This window comes from Flagellimonas crocea (genome assembly GCF_033441595.1).
Lineage (GTDB): Bacteria > Bacteroidota > Bacteroidia > Flavobacteriales > Flavobacteriaceae > Flagellimonas > Flagellimonas crocea.
The window spans coordinates 849775-870845 of sequence record NZ_JAUZVX010000001.1; the positions used below are offsets into that span (position 1 = coordinate 849775).

Sequence of the window (21071 nt, forward strand, 5' to 3'; positions counted from 1 at the left end):
AACGAAAATAGTAAAAACATTGTTCGCTGTCCATCACTTTGGCATGCATAATTTAAGCTGAAACGTTTATTTTTGGGCATGCAGATTACTTTGATAGCCATTGGAAAAACCGATAAGTCTGAACTTGAAGAACTTATAGCTGTTTACGAAAAGCGGTTGATGCACTACATAAAGTTCCAGATGGAAATAATTCCCGATATAAAAAATAGAAAAAACCTTTCCGAAGCCCAGCAAAAGGAAAAGGAAGGTGAGCTTATTTTGGCCCATCTGCAACCTATGGACACCCTTGTTCTGCTCGATGAGAAAGGAAAACAATATACCTCCGTGGACTTTGCCCAGTTCTTGCAGAAAAAGATGAACAGCGGAATAAAAAACCTTGTGCTGGCCATTGGAGGGCCTTATGGTTTCAGTGATGCCGTTTACGCCAAAAGTTCAGGTAAGGTAAGTTTATCCAAAATGACATTTTCCCATCAAATGGTCAGATTGTTCATAGTGGAACAGATTTACAGAGGGTTTACTATTCTCAGGAACGAGCCCTATCATCATCAATGAATTGGATAAAAGACCGCTACGCTTTAAGAGACAAGACAAAAGATTTTTCCTGATTATTTGATCATTACATCTTGGCTCTTGACTCTGTATGTCTTATGTATTATGTCTAAGAAACTAGTAAAGCACTCTAAACTTGATGGTGTTCTCGATTTTCTTAAGGGCTTTGATCACATTCTTGTCGTATTCCTTGTCCAAATCGGTAATCACGTACCCGACCTCACTGTCCGTAGAAAGATACTGACCGGAGATGTTCAGTCCATATTGTGCCAAAATCTCGTTGATCTTGGCCATGATACCGGGAACATTGCGGTGGATGTGCAAAAACCGGTGCGCCTTGTTTTGCTTTGGTAATCGTATGTTCGGGAAGTTTACGGCATCTACCGTGTTTCCCGTATTGATGTAATCCATGATTTTATTGGGCACAAAATCAGCAATGTCTCGTTGCGCCTCCTCGGTACTTCCTCCAATATGTGGGGTTAGGATTACGTTGGGCAGCCCTTGTAAAGGAGTTTCAAATTCTCCATTACTACGAGGCTCGGAAGGATACACGTCCACAGCGGCACCGCCCAATTTTCCGCTTTTTAAGGCAGATGCCAAGGCATCAATATCAACCACAAAACCTCTGGATAGATTAATGAGTTTGGCACCATCCTTCATTTGGTTGATCTCTCGCTCTCCAATAAAATTTTTGTTGGCCTTATTGTCATCAACATGTAAAGTGACCACATCAGAAACATTCAACAAGTCTTCCAATGTATTGCATTTTATGGCATTCCCGATAGCCAGCTGATCGTCCACATCGTAATAATACACTTTCATGCCCATGGCCTCGGCCAAGACGGACATTTGTTTGCCTATGTTTCCATAGCCTACAATACCTAGGTTTTTACCTCGTACCTCTTGGGAGCCGGCCGCCGTTTTGTTCCATTCACCATTATGGATTTCGGTGCTACGCGGGAAAATGCTCCTCATGAGCATAATAATCTCTCCCACAGCAAGCTCCACCACCGAACGGGTGTTGCTATATGGCGCATTGAATACCACTACGCCCCTTTTCTTACTATATTCCAAGTCTATTTGGGTAGTTCCGATACAAAATGCCCCGACCACCAATAATTTATCGGCGGCATCCAAAACCTTTTGGGTCACCTGGGTCTTGGACCTGATTCCAAGCACATGAACTCCTTTGATGCGCTCAATAAGTTCATCCTCGGAAAGACTGGTCTTGATCAACTCTACCGAAAACCCCTCTTCAGAAAGGTTCTCAAAAGCTGCCGTGTGTACATTTTCCAGTAAAAGGATCTTGATTCTGTTCTTGGGGTATGATAAGTTTCTTGGCAAATCGTTCACAAATAAAAATTCATCTAGGTTAGGTGCAACGTAATCGGCATTGTTCGCCGCTTTTTCACGGTGCACATTTTCGGTGTAGGCAAAAAATTTATGGGCAATTCCGGCTTCGCGCATTACATAGTCGCTATACCCGTCGCCAATTACCTGGACCTCGCCTTCCAAATCCAAGTTTTTCAAACATTCAATTTTACCATTGTGGGAGGCCAAAACGTTGGTTTCGTCAAAGCCGATGATATTTTCCTGATCATCAAATTTGAAGGTGTTGGCGTAAACACGGTGCGATGGAATATTGTATTCTTCCACAATGGGATCTATAAATTCCTTGAAACCGCACGAGATCACATAAATATCCTCCGAGAACTCATGAAAGAATTGCTTGTTGGCTTCAATCGATTTTGAGATTTTTTGTCGGAGCTCTTTTACCAAGTTCTCCAAATCGCTTTTATTGGCGTTCAATAAGCGGATTCTTCGTTCCAAGGATTCCGTAAAGGAGATATCGCCATCAATCCCCAAGTTGGTGATTTTCTGTATTTCGGCCACAATCTCATCTCGTTTGGGATTGTCATGGAGGGTCATTTCCGCCAAAACATCCAAAGCTTCCACCCTTGTGAGCGTGCTATCAAAATCGAACACATATTTGCGTCCTGTTTCTACCATGGTTCGGTTCAAAAAAAATTAAGGCATAAAATTAAACATTAATTCCATCCTTGGAATCGGAACTTATCAAAAAGCTTACACATTTACGGATAAATCAAAAAAACATTACGATTTGTTTCATATGATACCCAAAACACACTTTTTTCAAACGAAGCGGTCATCAAAACCATCTTCGGGTGAGCTTGCAATAGATTTTATATTCCTGTCCAAACTTTTCCTGAAGCACTTCTTCTTCCGGTTTGATCTGAAATCGGTTCATGAAGGATACAAAGCCGGCTGCAATAAGGGTGTTGAATGCATTTCCCAGTTTTAATCCAATGGCCAACAACAAAAGTAACATGCCCAAGTACATAGGGTTTCGGGTAAATTTGTAAACACCCGTCGTGACCAGTGCACTGGATTTTTTGGGATTCATTGGGTCCACCGTTGTTTTAAAAATGAAGAATTGGACCATAGCGATCAAAATCACCAAAACTCCCAGCCCTGAAAGAAACACGGCAAGTCCCTGCTTACCAAAAAACTCGAATTCACCAACGGGCAAAAACCTGTCCAGCACATACATTGATCCTCCAAAAACCAACATTACCAATGCTGGTGGTACTTTCATTTTCATAGAATTCCGTTAAACCCCGAAATTACTACTTTTGAAAATCAAATAGAACCCTTTTTTGATTTGAAACTAGTTTTTGCCACCCATAACGACCATAAATTGGAAGAAGTACGGCAACTTTTGCCCAAAAGCATTACGCTGCTCTCCTTGAACGATATACAATGTTTTGATGAGATTCCGGAAACCGGGGCCACCATCGAGGAAAACGCCAAGATCAAGGCCGATTTTGTGACCAAAACCTATGGTTTGGACTGCTTCTCGGATGATACCGGCCTGCTTGTGGATACATTAAATGGAGCTCCCGGTGTATATTCCGCCAGATACGCGGGTGAACAAAAGAAGGCTCCGGACAACATGGCAAAACTTTTAGCCGACTTGGGACAATCAACCGACCGATCGGCGCACTTTAAAACCGTGGTCCATTTAAACCTCAAGGGGGAAAGCTATGTGTTTAATGGTGTTGTTAAAGGTGAAATCACCACCGAACCACATGGTGAAGGTGGTTTTGGCTATGACCCCATTTTTAAACCCGACGGATACTACAACACCTTTGGGGAACTGCCTTCGGAGACCAAAAATACCATCAGTCATCGTGCTAGGGCCATTCAAAAATTGGTGGCATTCCTAAAAAAGAATACCACTTAGCTTGTACCAATCAAAATAAGTGTACCTTTGCCGCTTTATTAACGCCGCCGGTATGGGCAAGGTGTTGTGATGGGCTTGAACGGGAAATACTAAATATCGCTCTATACAACACAAACATATTTGCGATTTAAGGTATTTACACCGCTATGACAAAATTTGAAGCCTTGGGGTTGGACAAACCCCTATTGGATGCCATTTCCGACCTTGGATTTGAATCCCCCTCTGAAGTACAAGAAAAATCAATCCCAATTTTATTGGAGCAAGAAACCGATTTGGTGGCCCTTGCCCAAACAGGAACAGGTAAAACTGCCGCTTTTGGATTTCCTTTGATTCAAAAAATCCAACACGACAGTAGAACCACACAAGGATTGATTCTCTCCCCAACAAGAGAGCTTTGCTTGCAGATCACCAACGAATTAAAATTATACTCCAAATACATAAAGGGACTAAATGTTGTGGCCATCTATGGTGGTGCCAGCATTACGGAACAGGCCAGGCAAATAAAGAGGGGCGCACAAATCATTGTGGCAACTCCTGGTCGAATGAAGGACATGATCGGCCGAAATATGGTCGATATCTCCAAAATTGATTATTGTATATTGGATGAAGCCGATGAAATGTTGAACATGGGCTTCTACGAAGATATCAAGGACATTCTGTCCAACACCCCAAAAGAAAAGTTTACATGGCTATTTTCGGCAACCATGCCGAAAGAAGTGGCCACGATCGCCAAAAAGTTCATGCGCAACCCCGTGGAGATCACTGTTGGTTCCAAAAACGCTGGTGCCTCTACCGTACAGCACGAATATTATGTAGTGGGCGGTCGTGATCGTTACGCTGCACTTAAACGTTTGGCCGATGCCAACCCAGGTATTTTCTCCGTAGTGTTCTGCAGAACCAAAAGAGATACCCAACGTGTGGCGGAAAAGCTTATCGAAGATGGATATAATGCTGGCGCTTTACATGGGGATTTAAGTCAAAACCAAAGGGATTTGGTGATGAACTCTTTCCGTAAAAAGCAGGTGCAAATGTTGGTGGCCACCGATGTGGCGGCCCGTGGTATCGATGTGGATGATATTACCCACGTAATCAACTATCAATTACCCGACGAAATCGAGACCTATACACACCGTAGCGGTCGTACAGGGCGCGCTGGAAAGTCTGGTATCTCCATGGTCATCATCACTCGTTCGGAATTGAGAAAGATCAAGGCCATTGAGAAAAAGATTCAACAGGAGTTCTTGTCCAAGAATATTCCGGACGGCATTGAAATCTGCGAGATCCAATTGTATCATTTGGCCAATAAGATCAAGGAAACCAAGATCAATAAAGAAATTGAAAGTTACCTACCTGCCATTAACGATGTGTTGGAAGGCATTGATCGCGATGAGTTGATCAAAAAGATTGTTTCTGTCGAATTTACACAGTTCTACAACTATTATAGCAAATCCAAAGACCTCAACAGTCAGGATTCGGGCAAGGAAAGAGGAACTTCGAAAGGGGATATCCCGTCAGAAGGTTCTGTTCGTTACTTTATCAATGTTGGGGAGCGTGATGGCTACGATTGGATGAGCTTAAAAGATTTCCTCCGTGATACCTTGAACTTGGAAAAAGAGGATGTATTCAATGTAGATACCAAGGATACCTTTTCCTTCTTCAATACCGATGCACAGCTTACCGAATTTATTTTACAGACCTTCACGGATTTTAAACTGGAAGGACGCTTTATAAATGTTGAAGTCTCCAAGAACCCAGGCGGTGGCGGTGGCAAAGGCGGTAAAAAACGTCGTGGCAGAAAAGGAGGAGATGGAGGCCGTAAAGGCGGCAACAAATCCTTCAAAGGAGGTAAAAAAGGAGGTTATGGTAAAAAAGGAGGCAAGAAAAGACAGGGCTTTTATTAGTTAATTCTATATTAAATGGTAAGTCTCCCCTGTTTATTTTTCTTTGTTTAGTACTTTTATAGCTACAAAGATTGCATGAGAAGATTACTACTTATACTATTGTCCCTTATCCCATTGCTAGGTTCTTCACAAGTTGAAGATGTTGAAAACCAAGATGTGCAGGATTTTACCGCAACGGTGATCAACGCCCAAACGGAATTTCCTTTGGAAAGCGTGCATGTGGTCAACCTTAATCAGGTAAAAGGTACCATTACCAATCCTGAAGGTAAGTTTACCATTCCTGCCGCTGTCAACGATACATTATATTTTTCCTATCTCGGTTTTAAGACCCAAAAAGTACGGGTCACCAACGATATGATTCGATTTGGAAATACCGAAATCGCACTAACAGAGTTGGCCTATGCCCTTGAAGAGGTGGTTGTGAGACCCTATCAACTCACGGGATATTTGGAAATCGATGTAAAAAACCTCCCTGTGAACAATGCCTATCAATACAGTATTTCGGGACTTCCTACCAGTTATGAGGCGGGAAACAAAAACCCGAGTGCGGTAACCAAGGTCTTAGGGGCCATTCTTAATCCTGCCGATTTGTTGCGGAACCTTTTTGGTAAGAAACCACGGCAGATGCGCAAGCTTCGTCAGATTAAGGAAGATGATAATATTCGCGACCTTTTGGCCTCAAAGTTTGATAGGGAGACCTTGACAGAGTTACTTCAATTGGAAAAAGTGGACATTGAGGATATTCTCAATAACTGCAACTATTCCAAATCCTTTATAAAAACGGCCAACGACCTTCAAATTTTGGATGCCATTTCCAGCTGTTATGAAGAGTACAAAGTGCTGAATAGAAATCAATAATCACCTGGATAGTCTTGTATTTGGATTGTTTAAAGTGGATATAAATAAATTTTATATTTACCAAGGCATTTTATAGCTTTAAACAAAATCCCTATCCATGAAAAAACTACTTGTTGTTTTGTTCTCGATACCTCTATTTTTTGGCTGCAAGAAAGTAATAAAAGAACAGGAATCTCCAAAGACGCAAGTAGCAGAGATGGAAGTCCCGAAAAAGAATGTACCCTTTACATGGGAAGGTGCCAACATCTACTTTTTGCTCACCGACCGTTTTAACAACGGAAATCCGAATAACGATGTCAATTTTGGGAGAACGGAAAAAACGGGGGTTCTCAGAGGTTTTGAAGGTGGGGACATCGAGGGAATAACAAAAAAAATTGAGGAGGGGTATTTTACAGATCTGGGCATCAATGCAATTTGGTTCACCCCCATTGTGGAGCAAATTCATGGCGCAACGGACGAAGGTACAGGAAAAACCTATGGTTATCATGGGTATTGGGCCAAGGATTGGACCGCTATCGACCCCAACTTTGGAACCAAAAAAGACCTTGAAAAATTAGTAAAAACTGCACACAGCAAAGGCATACGTATCCTTTTGGACGTTGTTCTGAACCACACAGGGCCTGTTACCGAAAAAGATCCTGTTTGGCCAGATGATTGGGTAAGAACCGACCCAACATGCCAATTCACCACCTACGAGAATACCACAGCCTGTACTTTGGTAAACAATTTGCCCGACATCCTTACGGAATCGGATGAACCAGTCGAGTTGCCCGATGCACTCTTGGCCAAATGGAAAGAGGAAGGTCGCTTGAGCAAAGAACTGGACGAACTTCAATTATTTTTTGAACGCACGGGATACCCAAGGGCCCCACGTTACTACATCATCAAGTGGCTCACCGACTATATCAATGATTTTGGTGTTGATGGTTTTCGTGTGGACACGGTTAAGCACGTGAACGAAAATGCATGGGCGGACCTTCATAAAGAAGCGAATTATGCTTTTGAAATGTGGAAGAAGAAAAATCAAAATAAGATATTGGACGACACCCCATTTTATATGGTTGGAGAAGTATATAATTACGGTATTTCAGGAGGTCGTGAATTTGATTTTGGTGACAAAAAAGTGGACTTCTTTGATTATGGATTCAAGAGCCTCATCAATTTTGAACTGAAAAACGATGCGGATAAAAGCTACGAAACCATTTTTCAAAAATACAGCAAACTTCTCCACACCAAGTTAAAGGACAAAAGTGTACTCAACTATTTAACCTCCCATGATGATGGCTCACCTTACGACAAAAACCGAAAAAAGCCATACCGCTCGGCCAATGTACTTTTGCTCACGCCAGGTGCCTCACAAGTATATTACGGGGATGAAACTTCCAGAAGCTTGACAATTGAAGGAACTGAGGGAGATGCCACACTAAGATCATTTATGAACTGGGAGGACTTGGACAGTCTGCCAGAAACGCAAAAAATACACAGACACTGGCAAAAATTGGGTCAGTTTCGTGCCAACCACCCAGCCATTGGAGCGGGAAAACACAAACGCTTGGCCAAATCGCCCTATGTATTTTCCAGAACCTATGACAATGGGGAGTATCGTGACAAAGTAGTGGTTGGGCTTGATTTACCTAAAGGCAAAAAGTCCCTTTGGGTAAAAGGGTTCTTTGGTGATGGCACTACGCTGTATGACACCTATTCCGACACACAAGTGATAGTGGCCAACGGAAAGGTAACCCTCGACAATGATTTTGATATTGCCCTATTGGAACTTGTGGAATAAACCTTATTGTCTGGAGTGCAATGCGATTCGGTTGCCTTCCGTATCCAAAAACACCGCCATAAAACCTATTTCTGGACTGATCTGAGTCTTGGACTGAACAATCTTACCGCCATTTGCTTCGATACGGTCAAGTTCCTTTTGTACATCCAAGCTATTGAAATAAATCAGTACACCTTGGTTTTCGCTGGGCTTATACCAGTCCTTATTTTGAATCAGGGAACCAGCAGCGCCTGGTTTTCCGTGATCTGCAGGAAACCAGCCCATTTTGGTGCCCCCAAAATCCTGTAGTTCAATGGCAACCTGAAAAACAGCCTCATAAAATTTTTTCGCTCGGTCCATATCCGCAACAGGAATCTCGAACCAGCCGACCATATTGTACTCCATAATTTATTGATTTTCCAAAATCTGTTTTAAACTGACCAACCCCTCTTCAAAGTCTTTGCCCACTGCTTTGTCCATGCTCATAAACAGCATCATAATACTCATCGGAAACTTGTGCTTTCCTGAAAAACCCCAAATCACCTTGGTTACGTTCGGGTCCACCTCTTTGGTGGCAATGTAGGCATCCGAAGTAGATTTAAAAGGTTTTAAAAACCGTAGCTGCGAATCAATTCGGTCGCCGTCCATAATGTTAATGATTTCTTGCTCACCTTCCCCTACTTCTTTGTTGCCGTTCCAATAACTTATGGCTCCTATCTTTCCATCAGTGCCTGTAAACTTTTTTTCCATGTTGGGGTCACGTTTTCCCCAAGGAGACCATTCGTCCTGGTTTTTTAAGGATTTGAGATAGGTGAAAACCACACTTTTGGGTCGATGGATTTCGATAGAGCGGGAAACATCATAAGACTTGGGAGCAATAGCGGCCAAAAGAAGGATAAGTGCCACTACCCCAAAAACGATATAAAGTATTAGCATAACTGTATAATTGATTGATTCACAGTTAAAAATACAAAAATTATTTACTTGACAAGATACCTTTTAATGATACCATCCACGTTTTTAATGGATTTTTTGGTCCAATCCAACCGTTTTCCAAGCATCTCTATATCAGATAATTGCCATTCAACTTGAGAGTCGCGCACTTTTTGGGCCAAATGCTGTATGATGATAGCTGCGGATACGGAAACATTCAAACTCTCGGAAAAGCCGACCATCGGGATTTTAAGAAAACTATCTGCTTGCTCCATTACCTCGTTGGACAGTCCCTTTCTCTCCGTACCAAAAAAGATGGCGGACTTCTCCAAAGGCGAAAAGTCGGGCAATAGAGTGGAATCGTTGTAAGGTGTAGTAGCGATTATTTGATAACCATCTTCCCTCAATTTGGAAATGCAATCAGCCACATTTTTGTAGCGGTACACGTCCACCCATTGTTCCGCACCCATGGCAATATTCTTGTCCAAACGTTTACCAAAACGGTTTTCTACCACATGAAGGTCCTGCACTCCAAAGGCATCGCTACTGCGTAGAATCGCACTGGTATTGTGCAGTTGATACACATCTTCAATAGCAATGGTAATATGCCTAGTTCGTTGTTGAAGTACTTCTAAAAAACGTCGCTTTCGCTCTTCAGTGAGGTAGGTTTCCAAATATGTCAACAAGTCATTATCAAACATAAAACCAAGATAGGAAAAATTGAAAATGTGAATTTTGTAAAAATAGAATTGTTATTTTAGAAAGATGTGGTCCACCACTCAAAAATACTTAACAGTAAAACAACACAATGCACAATCTAAAAAAGATAATTCTATCCGCTCTCCTTTGTATTTTTACGCAAGGATACGCCCAAACAACTTCCCTTATAAAAACGAAGGTCCTGGACACCGTTGAGACCAAATTGAATTCCCATATCATTCAAATGCTTTGGTTGAAGGACACCATACAAGTCGATATACAAAAAGAACAGATACAGGTAGATCCCACCTTAATCAAAAGCCTACGGGAATCTGCCAAGGACAGTACCCTTTACACTTCCAAAGAAGAAATTGATGAACTTCTCGGTGTATTAAGAAGAGGTGCACAAAACTGTTATTCATATGCACTTGAAAGCTATTTTGAGCACAATGAAGCGTTTGACCAAATGATTTTTGGGAAATCGACACATATCGGACTCGAATCAGCAGAGAAAATTCTGGACAATTACTTCCAGCTGATAGGCTTGGTCAACACAAAACCAAGACGAAACCTTAATGAACCATTACCAAATGATGTTTTGCTTTCCTTTATCAACAAAAATGGAAGGGCCATTCATTATGCCTACTACCACAACGGTGTTTTTTATTCCAAAAATGGCTCATTTGCACCTAAAGAGTTCCAATCCTTGAGAAAGTTTCTCAAAAAAAGCTATTGGGACACACAACAAATCATTCTTTATAAAATTGATGAAGAAAAAGTAAAAAATATTTGATGTGACACATCTTTGTTTCATATTACAGTTTCAACCAAACATTATTGACTATCAATGAACATTAAAAATTTTACAATTGCCATATGCTGCCTGATGGGAACAGGCATATTTGCCCAACAATCCAACAAAAAACAGAACAACCCCATTTTTGAAGGATGGTATGCCGACCCCGAAGGAATCGTGTTTGGGGACACCTATTGGGTCTACCCGACCTTTTCGGATGATTATGATAAGCAACTTCATTTTGATGCCTTTTCATCCAAGGATTTGGTAAATTGGGAAAAGCACGAGCGTATTTTGGACACGACCAAAATCAAATGGTTGAGGCAGGCTCTTTGGGCACCTTCCATTATTGAAAAGGACAATAAGTATTACCTGTTTTTTGGTGCCAACGACATTCAACGGCCCGGAAGAAGTTCCTACGACCCAAATAACGATATCAATCATTATGGGGGCATTGGTGTGGCTGTAGCAGACAATCCAGGTGGACCCTTTGAAGATTACTTGGGCGAGCCATTGATTTCCGACTTCTATAACGATGCACAACCTATTGACCAATTTGTTTTTAAAGATGTGGACGGCACTCATTATTTTTTCTACGGTGGATGGAGCCATTGCAACTTGGGGAAGCTCAATGAGGATTTTACGGGCTTTGAGCCATGGGAAGATGGCCGTCTGTTCAAAGAAGTTACCCCGGAAGGTTATGTGGAAGGTCCGTTCATGTTTTTACGGAACGGCATCTATTATTTTATGTGGTCCGAAGGAAACTGGACCGATGGAAGTTACAAAGTGGCCTACGCCATGTCAGATGAGCCAACAGGGCCCTACAATCGTATCGGCACCATCTTGGAATCAAAGGAAGGAGATATTGCCACGGGTGCAGGGCATCATTCCGTAATCAATAAACCGGGCACGGATGAGTGGATCATAGTTTATCACCGCAGGCCCATTCCCAATAAAGACCGTGACCATCGTGTAACCTGTATGGACAAGATGGAATTTAATCCAGATGGGACCATAAAACCGGTGATCATGACTTTTGAAGGGGTTGGAGGAGAATAATTTTGGACAACCCTCGAATACTTAGCAAATGATTGAAAAGGATATATTGGATCTAAGGCACCGGCTACATGCAAATCCGGATATATCCAATCAGGAATATGGCACAGCCGGATTGATCAAAAACTTTTTGGCACCATATCATCCCACGGAAATTATCGAAGGAATTGGTGGGGCTGGCTTGGCAGCCATCTACAAATTTCCAAAAAAAGGCCCCACCGTTGCAATTCGTTGCGAACTTGATGCCCTGCCGATACAGGAAATCAATTCCTTCAACCACAAATCCACCAAAAAAGGAATATCGCACAAATGCGGTCACGACGGGCACATGGCAATGGTTGCCAGTCTTGCACCGTGGTTAGAACGTAAACCTTTGGCTTGCGGCACGGTCGTACTGCTGTTTCAGCCCGCGGAAGAAACGGGAGAGGGTGCCAAACGGGTCCTGGAGGATGAAAAATTCAAAAAAATACGGCCCGACTACGTTTTTGCACTTCACAATATTCCCAAGGAGCCGATGCACAGCATCATTTTAATGGACAATGGGTTTTCTGCGGAAGTACAGAGTGTCATCATCAAGGTGAGAGGAAAGGAATCCCACGCCTCGGAACCTGAAAATGGAATCAATCCTGCCTTGGGTCTTTCTGAAATCATCCAAAAAATATCGGAACTCAACGTTCCAGAGCCATCCGATTCCAGTTTTGCCCTTTTAACCCCGATACATATCAGCATGGGGCAAAAATCCTATGGAGTCTCTCCTGCGAACGGAGAGCTGCACTATACACTTCGGACATGGAACACAGCCAAAATGGATGGATTGAAATCAGAACTCATCAAGCTGGTGGAGAAGATAAGCCATGAGCACAAACTACGGTATGAACTGGAATGGCTGGAACATTTTCCTGCCAGTTCTGTTGATAGTGAAAGTAATGCATTTGTCCAACAAGCGGCAGAGGCAAATAATTTGTCCATAGTCCAAAGAAAAACGCCTTTCAAATTTGGGGAAGATTTTGGTTGGTTTTCCAAATCCTACAAAACCGCAATGTTCGGGATAGGTTCAGGAGTTTCTACACCCGCTCTGCACAATGCGGATTATGATTTCCCCTACGAAATTATTTCCACTGGGGTTTCTATGTTCAAATCCATAATTTTGGATATACTGAAAGAAATCTGAACCTGATGTCCAAACAAAAGATCGTGGTGCTCTCAGGAGCGGGAATGAGTGCAGAAAGCGGCCTAAAAACCTTTAGGGATGAAAACGGTCTGTGGGAAGGCCATGATGTGATGCAAGTAGCCACTCCGGAAGGCTTTGCCCGAAATCCTGAACTGGTACTGGAATTTTACAATCAGCGAAGAAGGCAATTATTGGATGTTTCGCCCAACAAAGGACATTTGGCCCTTGCCGAACTGGAACAGGCGTTCGATGTGAGCATCATCACCCAAAATGTGGACAACCTGCACGAACAGGCCGGTAGCTCGCATGTGGTCCATTTGCACGGTGAACTTTTTAAAGTGCGTAGCACCATCAATGAAAACCATGTTTTGGATTGGAAAAAAGATTTGATTCTAGGCGATACCGACGAAAACGGACATCAATTACGCCCCCATATTGTATGGTTTGGCGAAATGGTGCCGATGTTGGAAACTGCTGCCGAGATTACCCAACAAGCGGACATTTTGATTATTGTGGGAACGTCTATGCAAGTGTACCCTGCGGCGAGCTTAATCCATTACGCTCCGGAACAGACCCCGATATACTTTGTGGATCCCAAGCCCAACATTCGGTCAGCGGATTTTTATAACCTCACCGTAATCCCCAAAACCGCGGCCGAAGGAATTCCCCTATTGGTAAACGAGCTTTTCAATAATTAGCTCTGGCCTTTTTTGCCCAAGCAACCAACGCATTGATTTGCTCATCGGACAAGTCGGCATCGGCATGTGTCCATGTGTATTCGTTCAGGGGCATCTTCCCCTCTTTTACTTCTTCAATTACCTCTTCCAGTTTATGGTCCTTCTTCTTATTGTCATAATTATCCCAATCGGAGAAATTTAAATGTCTTTTTCCATCTTCAATGTGGTCCGCCAACCAATAGGAAACCGGAGCTATGTTGTTGTACCAAGGATACTCCGTATTGGCACTGTGGCAATCGTAGCAGGCGGTCTTTAAAATTTGTTTTACCTCAGCGGAGGGTTGGGTCTCAGCTTCAAAAGCAGCCACATAATCACCTTCGGCCTTATTTTTTTCGGGACGGTAAAATTGTATCCCGATCAATACGATCAAGAGGACAATTGCTATTTTTTTTACTATTTTCATTTTTTCCTTGGATTTACATAAATGTATTGATTTTTTGTGACAGAAGAACAGCTTTATACCGCACTTGATTCCGGCAGGATATCAAAATCCCAGATAGATGGCTTGGTGCTTCAATTGGAAGAACACCCCAAATTGGCACCTGCGCTTTTTAGGCTTGTTTTGATGGAAGATAAAGAAGGAACCTACAGCGCAAGCTGGACCTTTGATCATTTGATGCGGAAGCAACTTGTTTTTCTAATCCCCTTTATTGATGAGTTTACAAATGGATTGGCCGAATTAAAGTCCGAATCCTGTATTAGGCCCATTGCCCATGTATGCGAAATGTTATGTGAGGCCTATTTCAAAAAAAAGAATCCAGAGTTTGTTCAAAACATGACCAACGATCATTTGGAAAAAATAATGACAGTTTGCTTTGATTGGCTCATAAGCCCCATGAACGTTGCTCCTAAAGTATTTGCTATGACAAGTTTGTACTATTTAGGTCTAAAATTTGATTGGGTCCATCCCGAACTCAAACAGGTTTTAGAGGTCAATTATGCCGCAGGAACCACAGGATACAAAAACAGGGCGAAAAAAACTCTGGATAAGTTGGCCCAATTGGGGGTCTAAACTGGCACGTTTAAGTATCTTTGTTCCTTTCAAAATTTTCTTGACCATGTCATTGACACCACTAAACGCCATTTCGCCGATCGACGGTAGATATAGAAACAAGACCAAGGCCCTTAAAGACTATTTTTCGGAGGAAGCGCTGATCAAATACCGCGTTCAAGTAGAGATTGAATACTTTATCGCGCTCTGTGAAATCCCATTGCCACAGTTAGCGGATTTCAATAAGGCTCTCTTTCCGAATCTACAGGCAATCTACCAAGAGTTTTCTACGGCCGATGCACAGGCGATCAAGGATATTGAAAAAACCACCAATCACGATGTAAAAGCGGTGGAATACTTCATCAAGCAAAAGTTTGATGCTTTAGATCTTCAAAAATACAAGGAGTTCATCCATTTTGGGTTGACCTCACAAGATATCAACAACACAGCAATACCACTTTCCATTAAAGAGGCCGTGAACAATGTTTATGTGCCTTCCTATTTGGAGGTTTTTGAAAAATTGAAGGAACTTGCCAAGGAATGGGAAAACATCCCCATGTTGGCCAGAACACACGGTCAACCTGCTTCCCCTACCCGTTTGGGCAAGGAAATTGATGTATTTGTGGAACGCTTTAAGGAGCAGTTCAATTTATTGAACGATATTCCCAGCGCCTCTAAATTCGGTGGCGCTACGGGAAATTACAATGCACACAAGGTGGCCTATCCCAACAATGATTGGAGAGCCTTTGGAAAACAATTTGTGCAGGAAAAATTAGGGTTGCACCACTCCTTTCCTACCACCCAAATTGAGCATTACGACCATATGGCGGCCTTGTTCGATTGTCTTAAGCGCATCAATACCATTTTGATTGACCTGAACAGGGATATGTGGACCTATATCTCCATGGACTACTTTAAACAGAAAATCAAAAAAGGGGAAGTTGGCTCTTCGGCCATGCCGCACAAGGTAAACCCCATCGATTTTGAAAATTCAGAAGGAAATTTAGGCTTGGCAAATGCCATTTTTGAACATTTATCGGCAAAATTGCCTATTTCCCGTTTGCAGCGTGACCTTACGGACAGTACAGTGCTTCGTAATGTTGGAGTACCCTTTGCACATACCATTGTCGGGTTTCAATCCACTTTAAAAGGTTTGAACAAGTTGGTGCTGAACCAAGCCAAGTTTGAACAGGATTTGGAGGACAATTGGGCCGTGGTTGCGGAAGCTATCCAGACAATTTTAAGAAGGGAAGGCTACCCTAATCCGTATGAAGCTTTAAAAGGCTTGACACGTACCAACGAGAAAATCAATCAGAAATCCATCGCTGATTTTATTGAAACACTAGAAATTTCGGATGCCATTAAGGCCGAATTGAAACAAATAACCCCAGCGAATTACACCGGGGTTTAATGTCTTAATAAGTGAAGGGAAGATAATCAACCTTCTTTTTGTATCTGAACTCTGTGCGGATAAGGGATTTCGATTCCAGCTTCGTCAAGAGCGATTTTACTATTTTCGTGGGTGGCGAAATACACATCCCAATAATCTTCTGGCTTGCAAAAGGGACGAACGGCAAAATTCACTGAGCTATCAGCCAATTCCATCACGTTTACCGAGGGCGCAGGGTCCGTGAGTACTTTGTCGTTGGATGTCAACACCTTTAGCAATACCTCCTTTGTCTTTTTGATATCCTCGCCGTATCCCACACCTATGACCGTGTCCACCCTTATCTTGCCTTCGGCGGTATAATTGATGATGTTCCCGTTGGCCATGGCCCCGTTCGGCACAATGGCCAATCTGTTTTGAGGTGTTACCAATTTGGTCGTAAATATTTCGATGCCCTTTACCTTGCCCAAAACACCCTGTGCTTCAATAAGGTCATCGATTTTATAGGGTTTAAAAATCATGATGAGGACTCCGCCGGCAAAATTGGAGAGTGATCCTTGAAGAGCAAGTCCCACGGCAAGGCCGGCCGCAGCGATTACCGCAGCAAAAGTGGTGACATCGACTCCCAAGCGGGAGATCACGATTATGATCAGAAAAATTTTTAAGGCCCAAGAAAATAAGTTGAGTAGGAATTTTTGAAGTGACTGATCGTACTTACTTTTGGACATTACTGTGCGGGTTCCCCCAACTATCTTTTTTACCACCCACATTCCTACGAGATAAATGAGGAGTGCCGTTACCAGTTTTGGGCCAAAATCCTTTGCCAGTTCAACTCCATAATCGAACCATTCTTGTGCTTTCTCCATGTTGTTTTGGTTTTGTTAGTTTTCTTATAATGAGACACTAAGATACTAAACTAGGTCACTCATTTATTCGTTCAAAACATTCCAAAAACAAAAAGGGCAACAAATGTCGCCCTTAATTGAAGTTATGATGATTGGTCTTAGCCCTTTAAAAAGTCCCCGATTTCTCCAAGTCCCTCACCTTTGTAATCGGATTTTTGAATGGCCTGCATTAATTGGATAATGTGGGCGGGGTTCATATCCTTGCCCAATACACGGACAAGTGCAAATCCTTTATCCTCACTATCTCCGTAAATGATCACTTCATCAATGGCATCTTCATCACCTAAATATTTAATGACGCCCTTGCCATATTTTGAATTGATTTTCATTAGTTCCACAAAGTCATCACCTTTTAGGATCTCTCGAACTCTTTTCTTTTCAATTTCGTACTCTGCTTCATTATCGGCATTCTTCTTGAAGGCCAATAAGTTGAATTTTCTCAAGGATTCAATGGCTTCTTTTTGTGTCGGGTTCAAATCTATCCCGTCCATTTTAAGAATACTGGCAGGTACATCTATGGATAAAAAATTGGGGTTCTCCGAATTGTCCACGTAATACTCCTGCAGACTTGGCTGCGAAGCGCAGGAAGCCAGGAGCACTGCTCCGGCAACCAATACGGTTTTAATGATATGTTTCATCTTTTCTATGTTTTTGATTGATTTTGAAATCTAAAAATCGATTGACAATAATAAGTTGGGAGTTTCTGTGTTTTGTTACAATTCCCTTCCGATTATTGTCAACCGAAGTGTGATTAGTTCTTCTTGCCAGCTTCGTTGAGTTCTTCGGGCAAATTCATTTTTTTGGTCAATGAACTTATTTTGTTCAGGTCAATATCTCCGGTAAGGGATAAAATCACGGTCTCAAATTTATGCCCATTGGCCTCAACGTTGTTTATTCCGGTAACGAACATAAGCAGCTCGCTCACATGGTCGGAATCCCTACCCTCTTTAATGTAGAACTTAGCATTGGCGTCTTTGTCCTTTACCCTCATAAGTTCTTCCATTTTGGAAGATTTTAGGTAGCTGTCCACAGAGGATTTCATTTCTTCCCCGATTTTCTTGTTCTCGGTGGTAAACACCTTTAGGCTTTTTAGGCTGCTGGCAATATCCATAAAATCCCGTGCTTCTGGATCATCCACCTCCACATCGATTTTTGCGAGCAGATTGAACATACTTTTGTTCACCACTACGGATGTTACATCGTCGAGGTCCTCAAACTTATCAAAAAGTGATTGTGAAAACCCTGCCAAAGGCAATAAAGCCATTACTGTGATTAAAATATACTTTTTCATGTTGTTACGTTTTTTAATTGTTGTTGTAAATTTTTTGTTTTGCTTCTTCAAACTCTTTTAGATAGGCCACTTTTTCTGTGCCTTTGTTAAAATTTTCCGCCAAGAGCTCAAAGGCCTTTTTGGTTTCTTCGTAGGCGTACTCCGCCTTTTCTTGTTCCAAGCGCTGTTCTTCTTGATACTGATTTCCAAAATAAATGCCAAAGGTCAAAACTACTGCTGCTGCAACGGATAGCCACTTGTAATAGTTTACTCTAGGTTTTAATGGTACCTGCTTGGTGTACTTTTCTTCCTTGGCCATGGAAAAGTAGTTGAACATAGGTTTGTACTGCTCCAAGTGAGGGGCTACCTCGTCTTGTGAAAAATACTCCCTTAATGTTCTTTCTTCGCCCACTGTTGCAGTGGCCTCGAAATACTTTTCCAATATCTTTTCTATGTTACCCAATTCCATAGTTGTGTTTTTTTATTAATTCTTCCCTTACTGTTTTTCTGGCCCTCGACAGTGCTACGCGCACCGCAGTGGGTTTCATGTCCAATAGCTCGCATATTTCATCGAACTCGTATTGCTCTACATCCCGTAGCTGCAATATCATTTTTTGTTGTTCTGGCAGGTCTTCCATTATACGTTCCATCCAACTTACACTGTCCTCGGCCTCCAACTGTTTTTGCAAGGAGGTGTTTTCGTCGCTGTAGTTGCTGTGAACCAATTTTAGGTTTCCCGCTTGTTTGGACTTTAAACGGTCCAAGCAAAAGTTTTTGGTCATGGTCATGGCAAAAGCTTCTACGTTTTTGTACTTCTCCATCGACTCGTTCTTCGACCATAACTTCAACAAAATTTCTTGAGTGGCATCCTCCGCTTCTTCCCTGGAAACCAACAGGCGTTTTGCGAGCCTGTACAGTTTATCCTGAAATGGTAAAACCACATTTAAGAATTCTGTTTGTTTCATTGGTTGTTTTGTTGTTCAGTCTGTTAATTATCGGTCTACACTATCACGACGATACATATCGAAATTTGTTACAAAAAATTTGTTATCTCCTCATATAGCCCTATTTTGCAGGGTAAATTTACATGTTAATCCATGTGATAATGCTCATCTAAACCTACACCAATAATCAATTTGGAACAAAATTTGAGTAAATTCAATAAAAATTAAGCTATGAAAAAGTATTCTTTCCTGTTTTTAGGATTTTCCTTGCTGTTGACCTCGTGCAGTAATGATGATAACGGTATCAAGCCTGGTCCAACCCCAAACCCTGAACCAACTGCCGACGTCACCGCTCAAGACTTTATGTGGAAGGCTATGAACCTTTGGTATTTTTGGCAAGGTGATGTGGCCGATTTGGCCGATACTCGATTTTCCACCGATGCCGAGTACACGGCTTTTTTGGAATCCTACCCCGATGCTGAAAATTTCTTTTACAGTATTTGCAACAACCATGAGAGAATAGTAGGTGAAGAAACTGCCACAGACCGATTCAGTTTTGCAAACGAAGACTATAGTGAATTGGTTAGTAGCCTCTCCGGCATTTCCCAAAGCAATGGACTCGAATTTGGTTTAGGGCTTATCGGGGATTCTGGTGATGTGTTTGGGTTCGTTCAATACATCGTCCCAAATTCGGATGCCTCCACCAAAGATATCCAAAGGGGTGAATTTTTTACACGCGTCGATGGTACTCAACTAACTGTAAACAATTATCGAACTTTGCTTTTTGGTGAAAATAGTACCTATACATTAGGAATGGCGACAGTATCGAACAACACCATCTCGGACAGCGCCAAAGAAGTTACCCTGACCAAAATAGAGAACCAAATCGAAGACCCAATATTAGTTGCTAAAACCTTGGACGTAAACGGCACCAATGTGGCCTATTTGATGTACAACCGCTTTTTGAGCAGTTTTAATGAAGATTTGAACGATGTTTTCGCCCAATTTAAGGCTGATGGTGCTACAGAGTTGGTTTTGGACATGCGTTACAATCCGGGCGGCTCCGTGAATACTTCTCGCTTATTGGCCAGTATGATCTATGATACCAACACCAATAATGTTTACATCAAACAACAGTGGAATGATAAAATTCAAGCTGAATTTTCAGAAGAGTTTTTGACGGATTATTTTGCCAGCTCAACTGGTTCAAGCCCTATTAACTCGTTAAATCTTACAAGGGTATTTGTAATAGCAACAGGAGATTCCGCCTCCGCCAGTGAATTAGTAATGAACGGTCTTGCTCCTTATATGGACGTTATTCACATTGGGGAGGTTACCAGTGGAAAAATTGAATTTTCAATCACTTTGGTCGATGACCCAGGAAATTCTTTTGTCTACAATAGCGACCGTGAAGGTAATATTAATCCTCAAAACAGCTGGGGATTGCAGCCTTTGGTGGGAATAAATACAAACGCAGTCGGAAATTCTGATTATATCGACGGTCTAATCCCAGATATAGCCCTTAGCGAAGATTTGACCAATCTTGGTGTGTTGGGCGACCCAAACGAGCCTCTTTTGGCACGCGCCCTAGAAGAAATTTCTGGAATATCTGCTAAAATAGACTTTACTGTGGAAATGCCAGCTGAGAACTTTGACAGTTCCAGAATGCATACTCCATTAAAAGACAATATGTATTTGGAAAAGCCATTGCAGTTGAACAAATAATAAAAAAGCGGCCAATTGGCCGCTTTTCTTCTTTTAAAGGTTCAGGTGAACACTTCTTTCAAATATCAATAATTCTTATTTTAACCCTTTGTAAGTAAAATACGTATCCTTTATTCCGA

Annotated in this window: 23 protein-coding genes; 12 read left to right on the forward strand and 11 right to left on the reverse strand. The window is 42.0% G+C overall.

The features are described 5' to 3' along the window. The first annotated feature begins 78 nt into the window (after positions 1 to 78). Positions 79 to 552 (forward strand): 23S rRNA (pseudouridine(1915)-N(3))-methyltransferase RlmH, encoded by a 474-nt coding sequence (gene rlmH / locus SD449_RS03910; protein WP_318308889.1) that lies wholly within the window; start codon positions 79 to 81, stop codon positions 550 to 552. Positions 553 to 666: 114 nt separating this feature from the next. Here rlmH and serA read toward each other — a convergent pair whose 3' ends face one another. Together serA and SD449_RS03920 are read right to left on the reverse strand one after the other, a co-directional pair. After that, entirely contained in the window at positions 667 to 2559 is a 1893-nt protein-coding gene (serA, locus tag SD449_RS03915) for a phosphoglycerate dehydrogenase (protein WP_318308890.1), read from the reverse strand. A gap of 160 nt (positions 2560 to 2719) precedes the next feature. Next, positions 2720 to 3166, reverse strand: a complete 447-nt coding sequence (locus SD449_RS03920; protein ID WP_318308891.1) for a methyltransferase family protein — start codon at positions 3164 to 3166, stop codon at positions 2720 to 2722. Between the two features lie 66 nt (positions 3167 to 3232). On the opposite strand from SD449_RS03920, the gene SD449_RS03925 reads away from it, so the two are divergent. From SD449_RS03925 to SD449_RS03940, 4 genes are all read left to right on the forward strand, one after another. Further along, positions 3233 to 3814, forward strand: coding sequence for a non-canonical purine NTP diphosphatase (locus tag SD449_RS03925; protein ID WP_318308892.1), 582 nt, complete (start codon positions 3233 to 3235; stop codon positions 3812 to 3814). 146 nt (positions 3815 to 3960) lie between these two features. Further along, the gene (locus SD449_RS03930; protein ID WP_318308893.1) at positions 3961 to 5715 is read left to right on the forward strand and encodes a DEAD/DEAH box helicase; all 1755 of its coding nucleotides are present in this window, start codon (positions 3961 to 3963) and stop codon (positions 5713 to 5715) included. Between the two features lie 75 nt (positions 5716 to 5790). After that, complete coding sequence (locus tag SD449_RS03935) at positions 5791 to 6573, forward strand: carboxypeptidase-like regulatory domain-containing protein (protein WP_318308894.1); 783 nt, start codon at positions 5791 to 5793, stop codon at positions 6571 to 6573. 97 nt (positions 6574 to 6670) lie between these two features. Further along, the gene (locus tag SD449_RS03940; protein ID WP_318308895.1) at positions 6671 to 8359 is read left to right on the forward strand and encodes an alpha-amylase family glycosyl hydrolase; all 1689 of its coding nucleotides are present in this window, start codon (positions 6671 to 6673) and stop codon (positions 8357 to 8359) included. A 3-nt stretch (positions 8360 to 8362) separates the two neighbouring features. On the opposite strand, the gene SD449_RS03945 is transcribed toward SD449_RS03940, so the two are convergent. Genes SD449_RS03945 through SD449_RS03955 form a run of 3 tightly spaced genes read right to left on the reverse strand, consistent with a single transcriptional unit; the run spans position 8363 to position 9972 of the window. Next, entirely contained in the window at positions 8363 to 8743 is a 381-nt protein-coding gene (locus tag SD449_RS03945; RefSeq protein WP_318308897.1) for a VOC family protein, read from the reverse strand. 3 nt (positions 8744 to 8746) lie between these two features. Continuing rightward, positions 8747 to 9274 (reverse strand): SRPBCC family protein, encoded by a 528-nt coding sequence (locus SD449_RS03950; RefSeq protein ID WP_318308898.1) that lies wholly within the window; start codon positions 9272 to 9274, stop codon positions 8747 to 8749. Between the two features lie 44 nt (positions 9275 to 9318). Beyond that, a complete protein-coding gene (locus SD449_RS03955) occupies positions 9319 to 9972 on the reverse strand; it encodes a TrmH family RNA methyltransferase (protein ID WP_318308899.1) in 654 nt (217 codons plus the stop codon). Positions 9973 to 10079: 107 nt separating this feature from the next. Here SD449_RS03955 and SD449_RS03960 point away from each other — a divergent pair, with 107 nt between their 5' ends. The 4 genes from SD449_RS03960 (at position 10080) to SD449_RS03975 (ending at position 13691) form a co-directional block, all read left to right on the forward strand. Further along, positions 10080 to 10763, forward strand: a complete 684-nt coding sequence (locus tag SD449_RS03960; RefSeq protein WP_318308901.1) for a hypothetical protein — start codon at positions 10080 to 10082, stop codon at positions 10761 to 10763. A gap of 93 nt (positions 10764 to 10856) precedes the next feature. Next, entirely contained in the window at positions 10857 to 11825 is a 969-nt protein-coding gene (locus tag SD449_RS03965; RefSeq protein ID WP_318308903.1) for a glycoside hydrolase family 43 protein, read from the forward strand. A 28-nt stretch (positions 11826 to 11853) separates the two neighbouring features. Further along, positions 11854 to 12993: an amidohydrolase gene (locus tag SD449_RS03970; RefSeq protein WP_318308904.1), complete on the forward strand. Its 1140-nt coding sequence runs from the start codon at positions 11854 to 11856 to the stop codon at positions 12991 to 12993. A gap of 5 nt (positions 12994 to 12998) precedes the next feature. Further along, a complete protein-coding gene (locus tag SD449_RS03975) occupies positions 12999 to 13691 on the forward strand; it encodes an SIR2 family NAD-dependent protein deacylase (RefSeq protein WP_318308906.1) in 693 nt (230 codons plus the stop codon). Here the strand turns inward: SD449_RS03975 and SD449_RS03980 are convergent. Further along, a complete protein-coding gene (locus SD449_RS03980; protein WP_318308907.1) occupies positions 13681 to 14133 on the reverse strand; it encodes a heme-binding domain-containing protein in 453 nt (150 codons plus the stop codon). The genes SD449_RS03975 and SD449_RS03980 overlap by 11 nt on opposite strands. A gap of 36 nt (positions 14134 to 14169) precedes the next feature. On the opposite strand from SD449_RS03980, the gene SD449_RS03985 reads away from it, so the two are divergent. Together SD449_RS03985 and purB are read left to right on the forward strand one after the other, a co-directional pair. Then, positions 14170 to 14742, forward strand: a complete 573-nt coding sequence (locus SD449_RS03985) for an adenylosuccinate lyase (protein WP_318308908.1) — start codon at positions 14170 to 14172, stop codon at positions 14740 to 14742. A 46-nt stretch (positions 14743 to 14788) separates the two neighbouring features. Then, on the forward strand, positions 14789 to 16132 hold the full coding sequence (gene purB, locus SD449_RS03990; protein WP_318308910.1) for an adenylosuccinate lyase: 1344 nt from the start codon (positions 14789 to 14791) through the stop codon (positions 16130 to 16132). 26 nt (positions 16133 to 16158) lie between these two features. Here the strand turns inward: purB and SD449_RS03995 are convergent, their stop codons facing one another. The 5 genes from SD449_RS03995 to SD449_RS04015 all read right to left on the reverse strand — a co-directional run bounded on the left by SD449_RS03995 (position 16159) and on the right by SD449_RS04015 (position 19248). Further along, on the reverse strand, positions 16159 to 16974 hold the full coding sequence (locus SD449_RS03995) for a mechanosensitive ion channel family protein (protein WP_318308912.1): 816 nt from the start codon (positions 16972 to 16974) through the stop codon (positions 16159 to 16161). Between the two features lie 137 nt (positions 16975 to 17111). After that, positions 17112 to 17651: a DUF4252 domain-containing protein gene (locus SD449_RS04000; RefSeq protein ID WP_318308914.1), complete on the reverse strand. Its 540-nt coding sequence runs from the start codon at positions 17649 to 17651 to the stop codon at positions 17112 to 17114. 113 nt (positions 17652 to 17764) lie between these two features. Further along, the gene (locus tag SD449_RS04005) at positions 17765 to 18304 is read right to left on the reverse strand and encodes a DUF4252 domain-containing protein (protein WP_318308915.1); all 540 of its coding nucleotides are present in this window, start codon (positions 18302 to 18304) and stop codon (positions 17765 to 17767) included. A gap of 13 nt (positions 18305 to 18317) precedes the next feature. Next, positions 18318 to 18752 (reverse strand): hypothetical protein, encoded by a 435-nt coding sequence (locus SD449_RS04010; protein ID WP_225604693.1) that lies wholly within the window; start codon positions 18750 to 18752, stop codon positions 18318 to 18320. Next, entirely contained in the window at positions 18739 to 19248 is a 510-nt protein-coding gene (locus SD449_RS04015; protein WP_207033049.1) for an RNA polymerase sigma factor, read from the reverse strand. Before SD449_RS04015 ends, SD449_RS04010 begins: the two co-directional genes overlap by 14 nt. 210 nt (positions 19249 to 19458) lie before the next feature. Here SD449_RS04015 and SD449_RS04020 point away from each other — a divergent pair, with 210 nt between their 5' ends. Continuing rightward, complete coding sequence (locus tag SD449_RS04020) at positions 19459 to 20952, forward strand: S41 family peptidase (protein ID WP_318308919.1); 1494 nt, start codon at positions 19459 to 19461, stop codon at positions 20950 to 20952. Positions 20953 to 21071: the final 119 nt, after the last annotated feature.

Excerpts from the sequence above, each read along its gene's own strand:
- rlmH (WP_318308889.1), top strand. The coding sequence starts at position 79 with ATGCAGATTACTTTGATAGCCATTGGAAAAACCGATAAGTCTGAACTT.
- serA (WP_318308890.1), bottom strand. The coding sequence starts at position 2,559 with ATGGTAGAAACAGGACGCAAATATGTGTTCGATTTTGATAGCACGCTC.
- SD449_RS03920 (WP_318308891.1), bottom strand. The coding sequence starts at position 3,166 with ATGAAAGTACCACCAGCATTGGTAATGTTGGTTTTTGGAGGATCAATG.
- SD449_RS03930 (WP_318308893.1), top strand. The coding sequence starts at position 3,961 with ATGACAAAATTTGAAGCCTTGGGGTTGGACAAACCCCTATTGGATGCC.
- SD449_RS03935 (WP_318308894.1), top strand. The coding sequence starts at position 5,791 with ATGAGAAGATTACTACTTATACTATTGTCCCTTATCCCATTGCTAGGT.
- SD449_RS03940 (WP_318308895.1), top strand. The coding sequence starts at position 6,671 with ATGAAAAAACTACTTGTTGTTTTGTTCTCGATACCTCTATTTTTTGGC.
- SD449_RS03945 (WP_318308897.1), bottom strand. The coding sequence starts at position 8,743 with ATGGAGTACAATATGGTCGGCTGGTTCGAGATTCCTGTTGCGGATATG.
- SD449_RS03950 (WP_318308898.1), bottom strand. The coding sequence starts at position 9,274 with ATGCTAATACTTTATATCGTTTTTGGGGTAGTGGCACTTATCCTTCTT.
- SD449_RS03955 (WP_318308899.1), bottom strand. The coding sequence starts at position 9,972 with ATGTTTGATAATGACTTGTTGACATATTTGGAAACCTACCTCACTGAA.
- SD449_RS03960 (WP_318308901.1), top strand. The coding sequence starts at position 10,080 with ATGCACAATCTAAAAAAGATAATTCTATCCGCTCTCCTTTGTATTTTT.
- SD449_RS03965 (WP_318308903.1), top strand. The coding sequence starts at position 10,857 with ATGGGAACAGGCATATTTGCCCAACAATCCAACAAAAAACAGAACAAC.
- SD449_RS03970 (WP_318308904.1), top strand. The coding sequence starts at position 11,854 with ATGATTGAAAAGGATATATTGGATCTAAGGCACCGGCTACATGCAAAT.
- SD449_RS03975 (WP_318308906.1), top strand. The coding sequence starts at position 12,999 with ATGTCCAAACAAAAGATCGTGGTGCTCTCAGGAGCGGGAATGAGTGCA.
- SD449_RS03980 (WP_318308907.1), bottom strand. The coding sequence starts at position 14,133 with ATGAAAATAGTAAAAAAAATAGCAATTGTCCTCTTGATCGTATTGATC.
- purB (WP_318308910.1), top strand. The coding sequence starts at position 14,789 with ATGTCATTGACACCACTAAACGCCATTTCGCCGATCGACGGTAGATAT.
- SD449_RS03995 (WP_318308912.1), bottom strand. The coding sequence starts at position 16,974 with ATGGAGAAAGCACAAGAATGGTTCGATTATGGAGTTGAACTGGCAAAG.
- SD449_RS04000 (WP_318308914.1), bottom strand. The coding sequence starts at position 17,651 with ATGAAACATATCATTAAAACCGTATTGGTTGCCGGAGCAGTGCTCCTG.
- SD449_RS04005 (WP_318308915.1), bottom strand. The coding sequence starts at position 18,304 with ATGAAAAAGTATATTTTAATCACAGTAATGGCTTTATTGCCTTTGGCA.
- SD449_RS04010 (WP_225604693.1), bottom strand. The coding sequence starts at position 18,752 with ATGGAATTGGGTAACATAGAAAAGATATTGGAAAAGTATTTCGAGGCC.
- SD449_RS04015 (WP_207033049.1), bottom strand. The coding sequence starts at position 19,248 with ATGAAACAAACAGAATTCTTAAATGTGGTTTTACCATTTCAGGATAAA.
- SD449_RS04020 (WP_318308919.1), top strand. The coding sequence starts at position 19,459 with ATGAAAAAGTATTCTTTCCTGTTTTTAGGATTTTCCTTGCTGTTGACC.